This is a genomic window from Stenotrophomonas sp. YJH_SMC_110, assembly GCF_059369255.1.
Genome location: NZ_JCAFSM010000005.1, coordinates 49,132 through 63,927 on the forward strand (window position 1 = coordinate 49,132; position 14,796 = coordinate 63,927).

A 14,796-nucleotide genomic window follows, 5' to 3' on the forward strand; every position below is an offset into this window, starting at 1 on the left:
CCTCAACGGGGGCGGAACAGATAGTGGGCGACCAGCCACTGCTGGCCGTCGTCGTAGCCGAACAGCTCGGCGCATGCCATCCAGAACATGCGCCAGCGCTGCCACCAGATCTTCGCGGCGGCCTGGCCGTAGGTCGCGACCAGCACCGGCATCACCGCCTCGCGTGCTGCATCCTGGTTGGCCAGCCAGTGGTCGGCCGTGCGCTGGTAGTGGGTGCCGTCCAGCAACCAGCGCTGGTCAAGCCGCAGGTCGCGCTGGAAATGCAGCAGCGTGTCGGCCGCCGGCATCAGGCCACCAGTGAAGAAATGGCGGCCCATCCAGTTGTCGCCGCCCTCGGTCTCGAACGGGTACATCAGCGTGCGGTGGGCGAAGATGTGCACGAACAGCGCGCCGTCGGGCTTCAGCCACTGGCTGATGCGCGCCAGCAGGCGCTCGTAGTTGCGCACATGCTCGAACATTTCCACCGAGACGCAGCGGTCGAAGCGTGCGGTTGGCAGCTCGAGCTGGTTGACGTCGCGGGTGATCACCTCGACGTTGTGCAGCCCCCGGGCCTGGCACTGCGCCATGATGTGCTGGCGCTGGCTGTGCGAATTGGACACGGCGGTGATCGCGGCGGTGGGATAGCGCTCGGCCATCCACAGGGTCAGCGAACCCCAGCCGCAGCCCAGTTCGAGGATCTGCTGGCCATCGGCCAGTCCGGCGCGCTGGCCGTACAGCTCCAGCATGGCGTCCTCCGCCTGGTCCAGCGTTTCGCGCCCGGTGGGGTAGTAGCAGCTGCTGTACTTCAGGCGCCTGCCCAGGCAGGCCTGGAAGAAGGCCGCCGGAACCTCATAGTGCTGGCGGTTGGCCGCGTCGGTATGCAGCGCGAGCGGGCTGTCGGCCAGCTCGGCGATGCGACGGCCGAAGCGTGCGGACTGTGCTTCGATACCGCCCAGCATTTCCTCGTGCAGGCGTTGCGCGCACAGGCGACGGATGCCGGCGCGCAGCGCGGCATCGGGAACCAGGCCGCGTTCGGCCCAGGCGATCAGCCCGGTTTCCGCGTCGTCGGCCGGGGTCAGTGACGGAATCGCGCTCATGCGGAATGCTCCTTGGAAGGACGAGGGAACCAGGGGAAGAACATCGGCGTGCTGCGCTGGTAGGCGCGGTAATCGTCGCCGCGGCTGCGCAGCGCCTGCTTTTCGGTGAACGGAATGCCGCTCAGGTAGCGCAGGAACACATACATCAGCAGCGGGCCGGACCACGCCAGCCACCACAGCGGCGAGCCGACCGCGAGTAGGACATAGCTGAACCAGTGCAGCCACTCGAAGAAGTAGTTGGGGTGGCGGGAGTAACGCCAGAGCCCGGCGCGGCAGGTGCGACCCTGGTTTGCCGGATTCGCGCGGAACCGGGCCAGCTGATGGTCGGCCAGGCTCTCGCCGCCGACGCTCAGCAGCCAGACGAGTGCGGCGGCCACGACCCACAACGTCATGCTGGTCTGTGGATTGGCAGCCACCGCGACGAAGGGCAGGGCGAACAGCACGACCAGCAGTGCCTGGGCCATGAAAAAGCCGAAGATCTTGGCTTGATGCCCTTGCCAGTACTCGCGCAGATAACGGTAGCGACCGTCTTCCTGTTCATGGCGGACCCGATGCCACAGGTGCAGTGCCAGTCGGCTGCCCCACAGGCCACCGAGCACGCCCAGTGCAATCCGTGGCGCCGCCGCACCATCGCCGAGCCAAGCCAGCAACAGGGCCGAAGCACCCACGCCCTTGGCCCAGAGCACATCGACCACGCCGATGTTGCGGTGGCGCCGCTGCCAGGCCCAGCCCCAGCTCATCACAAGCACGGCATACAGCAGTACCCACACCAGATTGATCATGACGGCGCTCCGGCCAAGGGCGGCGGGATGGTGCGGGAGCCGCGACGAGCGGCCATGCACAGCAGCGAAAGCGCGATGCTCCAGCCCACCCCCAGTACCAGCAGGCCTTGCCACAGCGGCGTAGTGAATCGAACCGCATCGAAACCGCGCGCTGCGGAGAGATAGGCCAGCGGGGCCAGCAGCAGGCCGAACGCGGCTGGCAGGGCAGGGTGGCGAAGCAGGAAGCGCATCGAAGTGGTCAGCGTCATCGCAAACGCGGCCCACAACGCCATGATCCAAAGGGGTGGCGTCCAGCCCAGCGGGGCCGCGGCGTAGCGTACGGTGCCGCTGGCGGCGGCACTGGCGTCGACCAGCCACGCGCAGGCCAGCGCCAACAGCATCAGCCGAAGATCCAGCCGAGGTTGCGGCGAGGTCAGCAGCTGGCTGCCGATGTAGAGCGACGCTGCCAGCAGCGCCGGCCATTGCCAGCCGCGCCCGGCGCCGGCCACGGCGCACAGCCAGACCAGCTGGTTGCCAAGCAGATTGGCCCAGAACCGGCGCACCTCAGCCGCCTTGACCCGATGCGCCAGCGGGACGATGCCCGGGGCGCGCCAGCAGCAGATGCGAAACGCCGATCGAACGCTCCAGGAAGCCGCCCTCGCAATAGGCCAGGTAGAACTCCCACATCCGGCAGAAGCGCGTATCAAAGCCCTGTGCCTGCACAGCGGGCAGCTGGGCAAGGAAGCGTTGGCGCCAGGCGCGCAGGGTCAGTGCGTAGGAGTGACCGAAATCCTGCTGGGCGACCAGCTGCAGGTCACTGGATCGGGTCTTGGCCGCCATGATCGCGTTGATCGACGGAATGAAGCTGCCCGGAAACACATAGCGCTTGATGTAGTCGACGCTGCGCCGTGCCTGCTCGTAGCGGTGATCTTCGATGGTGATGGCCTGCAGCAGGGCGACACCATCGGGCTTGAGCAGGCGCTGCAGCGTTGCCATGTAGGTGTCCAGGTATTCGGCGCCGATGGCTTCGATCATCTCGATCGATACCAGCTTGTCGAACTGGCCCTGCAGGTCGCGGTAGTCCTGCATCAACAGCGTGACCTTGTCCTGCAGCCCGGCGACGCGGACGCGCTCTCTGGCCAGTGCATGCTGCTCGGCGGAGATCGTGGTTGTGGTGACGTGGCAGCCGTAGTGCTGCGCCGCGTGCAGCGCAAAACCACCCCAGCCGGTACCGATCTCCACCACGCGGTCGCCCGGCTTGAGCTGCAGCTGTTGGCAGATGCGGTCCAGCTTGCGCCGCGAGGCGGATTCCAGCGACTCGCCTTCTTCGGCGAACAGGGCCGAGGAGTACATCAGGTCCGGTGACAGGAACAGGGCGAAGAAGTCGTTGCCGAGGTCGTAGTGCGCGGCGATGTTGCGGCGGCTGCCTTCGCGGCTGTTGCGGCGCAGGCGGTTCCAGCCGCGCAGCAGCCAGCCCCCCACGCGCGCCGGGCCGTGTTCCATGCTGTCGAGCAGATCGCGGTTGCGCACCAGCAGCCGTATCAGGGCGACCAGGTCGTCACAGCGCCATTCGCCATGGATGTAGCTTTCGCCGGCGCCGACGCTGCCCTGGGCCGCCACCTTGCGATAGAACGCCGGGTCCTCGATGGTGACGGTGACATGCAGCTCACCGCGGGCATCGCCCAACCAGACTTCGCCCAGCGCGTCGCGCACGCACAGGCGGCCGTCGCGCATCGGGGCGAGCTGGGCCAGCAGGCGGCGGCGCAGGAAGGCATCCAATGCGCCGGGGCGCGGCAGCGCGACCGAAGGAATCATCGAATTCATCGCGGTTTCTCGGCAAGGGTAGGGTGGTCGTGTACGGGATTGCGTTTCAGCCACAGCCGCAACGCATGCCAGTGGATGGCGGCCACCACCTGGGTGGTCATCAGTGGATAGCAGGCCAGGACGCGGGCCAGCCCGCGGCCATCCAGGGGGTGTCGTTGCATGACCTGGGTGGCATCAAACTGGCGCGCGCCGTCGCGCCAGACCTGCATGTGCACGCGCAGGTCCTCATCAGGGCAGTTGAACCGCCAGTCGTAATGACAATCCATCGGCATGAAGGGCGAGACATGGAAGCACTTGTCGAACCGCCAGCGCAGCGAGGTGCCTTCCTGCGTGGCCGTTGCGACCGGCAGCACGTAGGCGTGACGTTCCTTCCAGGGTGTGTTGGTGATCTCGGCGACGATGCAGTCCAGCGTGCTGCCATCGGCCCGGTAGCAGTAGTAGAAGCTGACCGGGTTGAACACGTGACCGGCGAAGCGCAGATGGGTGAGCAGGCGGACCGGGCCGGTGGGCCGGTAGCCCAGGGTTGATGCAGCGTGGTCGCGCACTGCATCGGCCAAGGGCCGCGCGGGATCGCCGAAGTAATCGCTGCGACGGAACTCGGCCAGATTGCGGCGATTGATCGACCACAGCCAGCGCCCGGCGAACACGCTGTCGAGTTCATCCAGGTCGAGCAGCAGCTGTGCGATCGGATAGCGGAACGCATGCGGGTGTGGCAGGTGCCTGCGGTGCGCCACCTGCCCGAAGTAGAGCGCACTGGCGCTCATGCGGCCACCTCGCCGGGAGCCGCCATGACGTGGTGCGGTTCACAGGTGCGCAGTGCATCGACCACGCGGCGGGCGCTGCGGATGCCGTCCTCATGGAAGCCCCAGCCCCAATAGGCGCCTGCGAACCAGGTGTGGCGGCGGCCCTGCAGCTCGGCCCAGCGCTGTTGCGCGCGCACTGCGGCATGGTCGTGCACCGGGTGCGCATAATGCAGGGTGCGCAGCACCTTGCCCGGGTCGATTGCCTCGCTGCGGTTGAGCGTTACCACCAGGGGCGTGCTGCCGGGCAGGCCCTGCAGCTGGTTCATGCAGTAGCTGACCGTGCAGGGCGCAGCAGGGTCGCGGGGCACATGGGCATTCCATGCCGCCCACGCCTTGCGGTTGCGCGGCAGCAATGACGCGTCGGTGTGCAGCACCGCTTCGTTGGCCTGGTAGCGGATGGCGCCGAGCACGTCGCGTTCGATGGGGTCGGCGTCACGCAGCAGCGCCAGGGCCTGGTCGCTGTGGCAGGCCAGGATGACCTCATCGAAGCCTTCCACGCCGGCCGCGCTGTGCACGCGAGCGCCCCACGGCATGCGCTCGACCGACTGTACCGGGCACTCCAGCCGCTCATGCACCCGCCAGCGGGCGCGCAGGGCATCGACATAGCGGGCCGATCCACCGCTCACCACCCGCCACGGTGCACGCCCGGTCATCTGCAGCATCTGGTGGTTGGCCATGAACTGGGCCAGATAGCGCGCCGGAAAGTCCATCACCGTGGCCGTCGGGGACGACCACAGCGCGGAGGCCATCGGCAGCAGGTGCTCGTCGATGAAGGCATCGCCGTAGCGCTGGCTGCGCAGGTACTGCCCCAACGTTGGGCCCTCGTCTTCTGCCAGCAACAGGGGGGCATCGCGGTAGAACCGGCGCAGGTCGGCCAGCATGCCCCAGAACCGCGGCGACACCAGGTTGCGGCGCTGGCAGAACAGGCCATCCAGCGAGGTGGCGTTGTACTCCACGCCGCTGCGCTCGCTGTGCATCGAGAAGCTCATCGTGGTCGGCTGCGAGGCGACGCCCAGCTCGTCGAACAGTGCGGTCAGCAGCGGGTAGTGCTGGGGATTGAACACGATGAAGCCGGTGTCCACCGCCATGCGGACGCCATCCACCTGCACGTCGTGGGTGTGGGTATGGCCGCCCAGATAGTCGTTGGCCTCGAACAGCGTGACGTCGTGTTCGCCGTCCAGCCACCAGGCGCTGGCCAGTCCTGCAATGCCCGAACCGATGATCGCGATGCGCATGTCAGTACCTCGCCTTGGCCAGCACCCATTCGGGAATCGGCTTGAGCCCTTTGACCAGCCCAAGCGCCGCCATCGCGCGCAGTCCATACCAGGTCAGGTCCACTTCCCACCAGCGAAAGCCCTGGCGGACGGTGCCCGGGAAGAAGTGGTGGTTGTTGTGCCAGCCTTCGCCGAAGGTGAGCAGCGCCAGCCAGAGATTGTTGCGGCTGTCATCGCGGGTCTCGAAGCGGCGGCGACCGAAGCGATGGGCCAGCGAATTGATGGTGACCGTGGCGTGGAACAGCACGATCGTGGAGATGAAGAAGCCCCACACCAGCAATTGCGAGCCGGAGGTATGCAAGCCTGGCGCCCAGCGCTCCAACCCGGCGCCCAGTGCATACAGCGCTGCGGCCAGCAGTACCGGCACAGCCGTATCGAAGCGGTCCAGCCAGCGCAGCTCCGGGTAGCGCGCCAGGTCGGGCACCCGCGACAGGTCGGTGGCAAAGGCCTCGCGGGTCAGGAACCAGCCCATGTGGCTGCGCCAGAAGCCGCCCTCACGGGGGGAGTGCGGGTCCAGCGGCTGGTCGGCGTGACGGTGGTGGTGGCGATGGTGGGCGGCCCACCACAGCGGCCCGCGCTGTACGCTGGAGGCGCCTATCACCGCGAACACGAACTGCACCGGCCGCGATGCCTGGAAGGTGCGATGCGAGAAGTAGCGGTGGTAGAACGCCGTGATGGCGAACATGCGCACCGCATAGAGTGCTGCAGCCACGATCACCGCTGTCCACGAGATGCCCACCCAGATCACCGCGATGCAGGCCAGGTGCATCAGCGCGAAGGGCACGGCGCGCACCCAGTCGATCCGCCCCGGCCGCTCGTCGGTGGCCTCTGCGGCGTTGCCGGTATCGAACCAGCGCTGCAGCGTGCGCAGCAGGCGCCAGCGTTGACGGGGGAGGGGCGCTACAGAGGCCATGGCGGATCTCGGCGGGTTTCGTGTCTTCCTCTACGCGGCAGAAGGCCCACTGGATGCGGAGCGCGGCAGGAAATTTAGATTTCACCTGGCCGTAACGGTGCAGCGATCTGTCAGCGGCTGCGCCCAGGCCTGCTGCCATTCGCTGGCGGGGCGACCAGCCGCTGCGGCGATGAAGCGCACCGTCACCTGTGGATAGGCACCGCGTTGATCGCGCAGGTTGCTGGTGCCACGGAACTCCAGCAGGCGCTGGTCAGCGCTGGCGTATACCAGCGCAAGGCGTGGCGCGATGCCGCCGTACCAGGTGTCCAGGCTGACCTCGATCGACTGCGCATCGATCCCCTGCCAGCGCTGCGGGCCGATGCGCCTTACCTGCACCGGGAAGTAGCGCTGCCGCGCTGGGACCAGGAAGGGCAGGGTCACACGCTCGCCGCGCATGAGCGCCTGCCAATGCAGGCGCACCGCCGCGTCGAACCCTGCGTCGATGACCGCGCCGGTCGGCAGGTCGAGCTCGCGCTGCACCGGTGGGCTGCCGGCATCCTCCTTCCACGCGATCGAGACCCTGCCGCTGGCGGCCTCGACCTCGGCCTTCTGGCCGCTGCGCCGGTCCTCCAGGGTATAGCCGCGCGCCTGTGGGGCCGCGCTGGCCGGCAGGTGCTTGCGGGCGAAAGGCCGCCCGTCCGCGCATTGGTACAGCACCCAGCGCTCGGCACCCTCGGCCGCATCGCGTCGCCAGTGCACCTCGCGGTAGAGCAGGTCGCCGCGCGACGACGTTGCTACTCCCTCGCTTCGCAGCCAGGGCGCGGCCAGCGCAACATGGGGCAGGCACAGCAGCAGCCAGGCGGTACGCATCGCGTTCATCCGGGAAAGGAGGGCTGAGGTCATACGGCGGGGATGGGCGGTTGGATGCGCCTGCAGCGGCTGCATCCAATCACGGCCCCTGCGCGTAAAGAGGACAGACCTTCACCCGCCCGCCGCGAACGCCGATGTACCCTGACGCCGCCAGCAACCCCCTCAACTTCGATACCGCACGCATCGTGTCCAGTTCCCAGCAGCCGAGCAGCGAGCCGACGAACTGGGCCGGTGACATGGACGGCGTGGCACGGCTTCGTGACCGCGACTGTTTCATGCGGATCTATGATTACTTCATGCCGCGGCTGTGCGTATACCTGCGGGGCCTGGGCGTGCCTGACGCGGTGGCCGAGGAACTGGCGCAGGAGAGCCTGCTGCGGCTATGGCTGCGCGCGGCCGACTTCGATCCCGCGCAGGGTGCGCTGAGCACGTGGCTGTATCGCATCGCCCGTAACCTGCACATTGACCGCATCCGCCGCGAGCGCAGCTGGATGCAGGTGCAGGCAGCCGTCGAGGACGCAGCAACCCTGGATGTGATCGAACGCAGCAGCGCCGAACAGTTTGCCGACCAGGCCCGGCTGCGCCAGCGCATCAACGAACTGCCCGCCGTGCAGGCGCGCTTGGTGCGCATGTCCTATTTCGAGGCCAAGAGCCACAGCGAGATCGCCGAGGCGATCGGCATGCCCTTGGGCACGGTCAAGTCTCATCTGCGGCGCGCGTTCCTGCAGCTGCAGGCCAAAGTGGGAGGTGCGCTGTGAACCCGCGCCACCACCTGCACGAATCGACGTTGATGAGCTATGCCGCAGGCGCGCTGCCCACGCCACTGAGCGTGGTCGTTGGTACGCATCTGGAGCAGTGCCCGCACTGCCGCCAGCGCCTGCGCGAGGCCGAGGCGATCGGCTCGGTGCTGCTCGAGCAGACCCAGCCGCCCGCGCCTGATCCACGCCGCGAACAGCTGCGCGAGGCCATGCTGATGCAGCTGGCTGCGGAAATGCCGATTGCCATGGACCAGGCCGCGCGTCCCGTGCCGAAGGAGCGGCCCGAGGCCGACCCGGACCATCTGCCTGCCTCGCTGCACCCCTACTTCGGGGCATCGCTCAGTGGGTTGCGTTGGCGCTGGATGGCGCCCGGCGTGCACTGCATCCGTGCCGAGCAGATGCCTTCGCTGATCATGCTGAAGATCGCCCCGGGAAAATGCCTGCCCATGCACAGCCATGGCCGCAGCGAGCTGACCCAGATCCTGCGCGGTTCCTACAACGATGCGCTGGGGTTGTTCGCACCCGGCGACGTGGCGGACCTGGATGAAGACGTGGAGCATCAGCCGGTGACCGCGCCGGGGGTGCCGTGCATCTGCGTGTCGGCGCTGGATGCACCGCTGGTGTTCAGCGGGTGGCTGGCGCGCAAGATCCAGCGGTTCGTGAAACTCTAGTGCGGCCCTGGCCATGGCTCAGGCACAGACATTGCGGATTCTCCTGACCGGCGCTGCAGGCCTGGTGGGGCAGGGCGTTGCCCTGGCCTGCCAGCGTTCGCCGCAGGTTGCCGGCTTGACCGCGCTGGTGCGGCGCCCGGGCAGCCTGCGCGGACCCGGCAGCGAACGGGTGGTCCCGGACTTCCTGCACATCGACGCGCAGCGTGATGAACTGGCCGGGTACGACGCATGCTTCTATTGTGCCGGTGCGCCACCGGTTGGCACTGCCGAGGCCGAGTACCGGCGCGTGACCCTGGACACCACACTGGCAGTGGCCCGCGCCTGGGCTGCGGTGAATCCGCAGGGGTCCTTCCTGTATGTCTCCGGCGCAGGCGCGGACCCGCAAAGCCGGCTGATGCCGCTGCGGGTGAAGGGCGAGACCGAGCGGGCGTTGCAGGCGCTGCCGCTGCGCGCGGTGATGCTGCGTCCGGGCGGGGTCCGGCCGGTGCCGGGGACAGGTACCCGGCATGCCCTGTTGAAACCCCTGTACTGGGGCGGCGCACCGTTGATGAAACTGGCCGGTGCGCTCGCGCCCTCGCTGATGACCAGCAACCTGGCGCTGGGCATGGCCATGATCGCCCTGGCCGGAAGAGAAAACCCGCCGGCCACGATCGAGTGCGCGGATATCAACCGGATCGCGGCAGGCATGCGCGATGCGTCCGCCTGACCTCAGCGCGGCGCAGCCTCCAGCGCGGTGCGCACTGCCAGCGCAAGGTCACTGCGGGTAAATGGCTTTGGCAGCAGGGCGGCTGCACGCCCCAGCGCGCCAACCGCATCGTGGTCGCGTGGATAGCCTGACGTGAACAGGACCGCGATTGCCGGCCAGCGTTCACGCACCTCACGCACCAGCTCCCAGCCGGACATGCCCGGCATCACCACGTCCGAGAACAGCAGGTCGACCTTGGTGTCCGGCCGTTCCAGCAGCCGCAACGCCGAGGGGCCGTCGTGCGCTTCCAGCACGCGGTAGCCCAGCAGGCGCAGCGCATCGACTGTATGCGCACGGACATCGTCGTTGTCCTCGGCCACCAGCACGGTTTCCTCGCGTGGCGAGTAGCCGGCCAGGCCCGTCTGCGGGACGCGAGCCTCGCAAGGCAGCGCCAGAGGCGAGCGCGGGAACATCATGGTGATGCTGGTACCGCCGCCTTCCACCGAATCGATCAGCACGTGGCCACCGGACTGCTTCACGAAGCCGTGCACCATCGACAGGCCGAGCCCGGTGCCGCGGCCGACCTGCTTGGTGGTGAAGAACGGCTCGAACACGCGCGCCAGGGTGGCCGCGTCCATGCCGTGGCCGTTGTCGCGCACCCGCAGCATCACATACTCGCCGGGGGAAGCATCCGGGAACAATGCGGCGTAGTCGTGGTCGAGGTGGCTGTTGTCGACTTCGATCACCAGGCGGCCGCCGTGCGGCATCGCGTCGCGCGCATTGACCGCCAGGTTCAGCACCGACGCTTCCAGTTGGCTGATGTCGATCTCCACGCACCAGATGTCCTCGGCGGTGCGGATGTCCAGTTGCACCAGTTCGCCCAGCGCCCGCCGCAGCATGTCCTGCATGTCCAGCAGGCACTCGTTGAGGTTGGCTGCCTGGCTGTGCAGCGGCTGGCGCCGGGCAAAGGCGAGCAGGCGCTGGGTGAGGCTGGCGGCACGGCCAACCCCCTTCAGGGCATTGTCCAGGGCACGGCTGGCCATCGCGCCGGCTTCGCCGGCCCGTTCGCTGAGCAGCATGGCGTGCTCGATTTTGCCCGAGATCACCGTCAGGATGTTGTTGAAATCATGCGCGATGCCGCCGGTGAGCTGGCCGACCGCCTCGATCTTCTGCGACTGGCGAAGCGCATGCTCGGCCTGCCGCCGCGCAGTAGTTTCCACCGCCTCCGATACCACGGCAGTGGCCACGCCGTCGGCGTCCAGCAGCGGGCGCAGCGAGACGTCGAAGCTGCGCCGGCCGGTGGGCAGTTCCAGCTCGAGGGAATGCAGCGAGTTGCGACCCTGCGCCGCCGCGGCGACGGCCTGGTCAACCACCGCGCCGACGCCGTCGGTGTTGGCGAACCACAGGGATTCGCCGAAGCGCTGGCCGACAATGTCCTTCTTGTCCGCGAGCACGGCGGCCAATGAAGCGTCATTGGCATCGACCACGCGCCCGGACAGATCCAGCAGCACCTGATGCTGGAAGCTGGATTCAAAGATTGCCTGCAGCCGCCGTTTGCTGGCCCGCAGTTCGGCGGTGCGCGCCTGCACCTGCTGCTCCAGGGCCTGGTTGTCCTCACGCAGGGCCAGTTCGGCCTGCTTCAACACCGATACGTCGCTGCCCATGCAGATGTAGCCGGCCACGCTGCCATCGGCGGCATGCTCCGGCACGCAGTCCATCTGCACGAATCGTGACTGGCCGCTGCGATGCACGAGCTCGACCTGGAAGCTGGTACGCTCGCCCTGCAGCACGCGTTCCAGGCTGGGGAGGGCACGTTCGAAGGCGCTGATGCCGCTGACATCGCGGGCAAGGCGTCCCAGCAATTCGGCCTGGCTCACGCCATGCCAATCCAGGAACGCCTTGTTCGCGAAGCGGTAGCGGTGGTCCTTGTCGAGCCGGGCGATCAGCGCCGGAACGGCGTCGGTCACCTGCTGCAGCTGCGCCTGGCTCTCATTGAGCGCAGCCTGCGCCTGCACCAGCTGGTTGCGCTCGTGGGCTTCCTGCCGCGCGCGACGGATGGCATCCGGCAAGCGCTGCAGGCGCTGCTTCACCACATAGTCGCGTGCGCCGCGGGTCAAGGCCTGCACGGCCAGCTCTTCGGTCAGGGTGCCGGAGACGAAGATGAAAGGCGTGTGCGGGATGCGCTCGCGCGCCAGCGCAAGGGCGGCATCGCCATCGAATCCAGGCAGTACGTGGTCGGCCAGGATGATGTCGAAGGGGCGATTGTCGATCGCCTCGATGAACGCATTGCGGGTCCACAGCCGCTCGGCCTCGAAGTCGAGGCCTGCGCGCTGCAGCTGTGCGCTGATCAGCTCCGCGTCAAGCGCGCTGTCCTCCAGCATGAGGATGCGCAGGCGCTCACTGCGGCGCGATCCATCACGCATGGTGCTGCCCCGAACCGTTGGGCCGGTGCGGCGGTGGCTGGTTGGTGATGCCCCAGAACATGCCCAGCCCCTGGATGGCATCGAAGAATTCCTTGAAATCGACCGGCTTGACCACGAATGCATTGACGCCCAGTTCGTAGCTCCGCACCAGGTCCTGCTCCTCGCGCGAGGAGGTCAGCATCACGATCGGGGTGCTGCTCAGCTGCGCGTCGCCACGGACCTGTTCGAGCACTTCCAGGCCATTGACCTTGGGCAGCTTCAGGTCCAGCAGCACCACGACCGGGCCACCGTGCATGGCGCCGGCGAACTTGCCTTCGCAGCGCAGGTAGTCCAGCGCCTCGGCGCCATCGCGCACGTGGATGACGTCGTTCAGCAGCTGGCAGCGCGACAACGCGGCCATCGTCAGCTCGGCGTCTTTGGGGCTGTCCTCGACCAGGAGGATCGGCCGCAGGTCCCTCATGGGTGATCTCCTGTGGAACGGGGTAGGGTGAAATGGATCGTGGCGCCCTTGCCGGGTTCGCCCTCGGCCCAGGTGCGGCCGCCGTGGCGGCCGATGATGCGGCGCACATTGGCCAGGCCGATGCCGGTGCCTTCGAATTCCTCGACGTGATGCAGGCGCTGGAACACGCCGAACAGCTTGTCCACGTAGCGCATGTCGAAGCCGCAGCCGTTGTCGCGCACGAAGAAATGGTCTTCGTCGTCGTTGCGTTCGTGGCCGACCTCGATAACCGCCTGCTCGCGCTCGCGGGTGAACTTGATCGCGTTGCCCAGCAGGTTCTGCCAGACCAGGCGCAGCATGGTCGGATCGGCCTCGACTTCCGGCAGCGGCGCCAGCGTCCACTGCACCTCGCGGCCGGCATAGTCCAGGGCCAACGTCCTGCGTACGTCCTCGGCCAGCGCAGCCATGTCCAGTCGCACCCGGCCCACCGTCGAGCGGCCCATCTGCGAGAAGCTGAGCAGGTCATCTACCAACGTGCCGGCAGATTTCGCCGATTCCACGATGGTGTCGAGGAAGCGACGTTCGGTGTCGTTGAGGCGCTCGCCCGCAGAGCTGCCCAGCAGCTCCGAGTAGCCGACGATGTGGCGGAAGGGCGCGCGCAGGTCGTGGCTGACCGAATAGGAGAACGCTTCCAGTTCCTTGTTGCTGCGCACCAGCTGTTCGTTCAGCTCCGCCATTTCCTCGGCCTTGCGCAGCACGATGTCGACAATGGCGGTGCGCATTTCGTGCGCGGCATCGCAGTCGGCATCACTCCACGGCAGGCTGCGCTGCTGCACGGTCTCCTTCCACGCCTCGAACGAGTTGCGCGGCGACAGGGCCATGCCGGGCGCATCGGTCTTGCGCGGGTCGCCCCCCCAGCGCACGGTGCGCACGACCTCCGGCCGGAACCACATCAGGTAGCTGTGATGGAGCTGCGAGATCGACACCGCCAGCAGGCCACTGGCCACGTCGGTCAGGTGCGCGGCAGGCGACCAGTCGCCGGCGAGATGATCGGTGCAGTACATTTCCTGCCCGGCGTGCTGGTTGGCCAGCCAGTCGGCCAGGGCCAGCACCTCGCTGGGGGGCGGGCACTGCCCCACGCGCATGCAGTCCCCCTTGTGCACGATGGCCGCGCCGGCCGCGCCGGTCAGGGACAGCAGGCTGGCCTCATCGTGGCGCAGCGCCGCCATGAACTCTTCGTCCCCGGCCATGCGTGCCAGCAGCTTGACCAGCACCGAGCGACGGGCCACGCGTTCCTCGATCGCGCGCGCGCGCTCCTTCAGCGCGATCTGCAGCGACAGGATCTGGCCCATGAACTCACAGGCCGTACGTACGTGGTACGGCAGGCGGCGCGGCTGCACCGCGTGGCAGGACACCAGGCCCCACAGCCGGCCTTCGTGCACCAGCGACACCGACATTGATGCCCCGGTGCCCATGTTGCGCATGTACTGCAGGTGCACCGGCGAGACGCTGCGCAGCACGGCCAGGCTCAGGTCGGTGGGAGGCGCGTCGCGATGCGCTTCCGCGCGCAACAGCGGCGCAGGGGTGTAATCGCTGTCCGCAATCAGGCGCACCCGGTTGCGGCGGTACAGCTCACGCGCCTGGGCGGGGATGTCCGATTCGGGGAAGCGCAGGTCCAGATAGGATGGCAGCAGGCCGTTGCCGTCCTCGGCCACCACCGTGCCATTCCAGCCTGCATCGAACTGGTAGACCAGGGTGCGGTCGAAGCCGGTGAGGCGTCGCACATGCGCGGCGGCCAGCCTGCACAGGTCTTCCACCGTCGTGGCGGTCTCGATGCCGGACATCAGCTCGCGGATCGCCGGGTACAGCTCTTCCAGCGAACCGGGCTGGCCCGGAACCGGCGCCTCCAGTTCAACCAGAAGGTCGGTTGCAGACCGGTGCACGAGCAGCTGGTGGCGGCCATGGCCATCCAGATGCACCGCGCCCACGTGTGCGCTGCTGCCGACCGTGGCCTGCTGCAACACCGCCTGGAACGGCGCCAGCACGCCACCCAGCACCTCGGCGACGTGTTGCATCAATGGCTCGCCGAACTGCTGCAGCAGGGCGGGGTGGCTGATGGCGCGCTCACGCACCTGCAGCGAGTGCGGTTCCACCACCAGAAGCACACCGTACGGCTGGATCGCGCCGGGGGTATGGATCGGTTCGCGCGCGCAACGCGACAGGGCAGCGTCGTGCGTGGGCTCAGCAGAAGGCATCAAGGGCGGGACTCATGATTCGTGAAGGGCAGGAACGACCCAGCGGTGTATCCGGTAACCATGGA

The 14,796-nt window shown here is 67.8% G+C and carries 14 protein-coding genes; 3 read left to right on the forward strand and 11 right to left on the reverse strand.

Features of this window, described 5'->3' with window-relative positions:
• Window positions 1–2 precede the first annotated feature (2 nt).
• The 8 genes from AC5P6H_RS11120 to AC5P6H_RS11155 form a co-directional block, all read right to left on the reverse strand.
• Window positions 3–1,076 (reverse strand): SAM-dependent methyltransferase, encoded by a 1,074-nt coding sequence (locus tag AC5P6H_RS11120; protein ID WP_100450030.1) that lies wholly within the window; start codon window positions 1,074–1,076, stop codon window positions 3–5.
• Window positions 1,073–1,858, reverse strand: a complete 786-nt coding sequence (locus AC5P6H_RS11125; RefSeq protein WP_046430504.1) for a DUF1295 domain-containing protein — start codon at window positions 1,856–1,858, stop codon at window positions 1,073–1,075. Before AC5P6H_RS11125 ends, AC5P6H_RS11120 begins: the two co-directional genes overlap by 4 nt.
• Window positions 1,855–2,400, reverse strand: a complete 546-nt coding sequence (locus AC5P6H_RS11130) for a DUF2878 domain-containing protein (RefSeq protein WP_014647125.1) — start codon at window positions 2,398–2,400, stop codon at window positions 1,855–1,857. The genes AC5P6H_RS11125 and AC5P6H_RS11130 overlap by 4 nt, the downstream gene beginning before the upstream one ends.
• 1 nt (window position 2,401) lies before the next feature.
• Window positions 2,402–3,661 (reverse strand): SAM-dependent methyltransferase, encoded by a 1,260-nt coding sequence (locus AC5P6H_RS11135; RefSeq protein ID WP_049405283.1) that lies wholly within the window; start codon window positions 3,659–3,661, stop codon window positions 2,402–2,404.
• Complete coding sequence (locus AC5P6H_RS11140; protein ID WP_014647127.1) at window positions 3,658–4,425, reverse strand: DUF1365 domain-containing protein; 768 nt, start codon at window positions 4,423–4,425, stop codon at window positions 3,658–3,660. Before AC5P6H_RS11140 ends, AC5P6H_RS11135 begins: the two co-directional genes overlap by 4 nt.
• A complete protein-coding gene (locus AC5P6H_RS11145; RefSeq protein WP_049439856.1) occupies window positions 4,422–5,699 on the reverse strand; it encodes an NAD(P)/FAD-dependent oxidoreductase in 1,278 nt (425 codons plus the stop codon). The genes AC5P6H_RS11140 and AC5P6H_RS11145 overlap by 4 nt, the downstream gene beginning before the upstream one ends.
• Window position 5,700: 1 nt before the next feature.
• Window positions 5,701–6,651: an acyl-CoA desaturase gene (locus AC5P6H_RS11150; protein ID WP_049439853.1), complete on the reverse strand. Its 951-nt coding sequence runs from the start codon at window positions 6,649–6,651 to the stop codon at window positions 5,701–5,703.
• A gap of 81 nt (window positions 6,652–6,732) precedes the next feature.
• On the reverse strand, window positions 6,733–7,500 hold the full coding sequence (locus AC5P6H_RS11155) for a hypothetical protein (RefSeq protein ID WP_049439851.1): 768 nt from the start codon (window positions 7,498–7,500) through the stop codon (window positions 6,733–6,735).
• Between the two features lie 134 nt (window positions 7,501–7,634).
• On the opposite strand from AC5P6H_RS11155, the gene AC5P6H_RS11160 reads away from it, so the two are divergent.
• Genes AC5P6H_RS11160 through AC5P6H_RS11170 form a run of 3 tightly spaced genes read left to right on the forward strand, consistent with a single transcriptional unit; the run spans window position 7,635 to window position 9,635 of the window.
• Entirely contained in the window at window positions 7,635–8,258 is a 624-nt protein-coding gene (locus AC5P6H_RS11160; protein ID WP_014647131.1) for a sigma-70 family RNA polymerase sigma factor, read from the forward strand.
• Complete coding sequence (locus AC5P6H_RS11165) at window positions 8,255–8,929, forward strand: ChrR family anti-sigma-E factor (protein ID WP_049439849.1); 675 nt, start codon at window positions 8,255–8,257, stop codon at window positions 8,927–8,929. Before AC5P6H_RS11160 ends, AC5P6H_RS11165 begins: the two co-directional genes overlap by 4 nt.
• A 13-nt stretch (window positions 8,930–8,942) precedes the next feature.
• Complete coding sequence (locus AC5P6H_RS11170) at window positions 8,943–9,635, forward strand: Rossmann-fold NAD(P)-binding domain-containing protein (protein WP_049439847.1); 693 nt, start codon at window positions 8,943–8,945, stop codon at window positions 9,633–9,635.
• 2 nt (window positions 9,636–9,637) lie between these two features.
• Here the strand turns inward: AC5P6H_RS11170 and AC5P6H_RS11175 are convergent, their stop codons facing one another.
• The 3 genes from AC5P6H_RS11175 to AC5P6H_RS11185 are packed head-to-tail and all read right to left on the reverse strand — an operon-like array spanning window position 9,638 to window position 14,731.
• Window positions 9,638–12,037 carry a response regulator gene (locus AC5P6H_RS11175; RefSeq protein ID WP_495202610.1) on the reverse strand — a complete coding sequence of 800 codons (2,400 nt, stop codon included), beginning with the start codon at window positions 12,035–12,037 and terminating at the stop codon, window positions 9,638–9,640.
• The gene (locus tag AC5P6H_RS11180) at window positions 12,030–12,497 is read right to left on the reverse strand and encodes a response regulator (RefSeq protein WP_014647135.1); all 468 of its coding nucleotides are present in this window, start codon (window positions 12,495–12,497) and stop codon (window positions 12,030–12,032) included. Before AC5P6H_RS11180 ends, AC5P6H_RS11175 begins: the two co-directional genes overlap by 8 nt.
• Window positions 12,494–14,731, reverse strand: coding sequence for an ATP-binding protein (locus AC5P6H_RS11185; protein WP_197605005.1), 2,238 nt, complete (start codon window positions 14,729–14,731; stop codon window positions 12,494–12,496). The genes AC5P6H_RS11180 and AC5P6H_RS11185 overlap by 4 nt, the downstream gene beginning before the upstream one ends.
• Window positions 14,732–14,796: the final 65 nt, after the last annotated feature.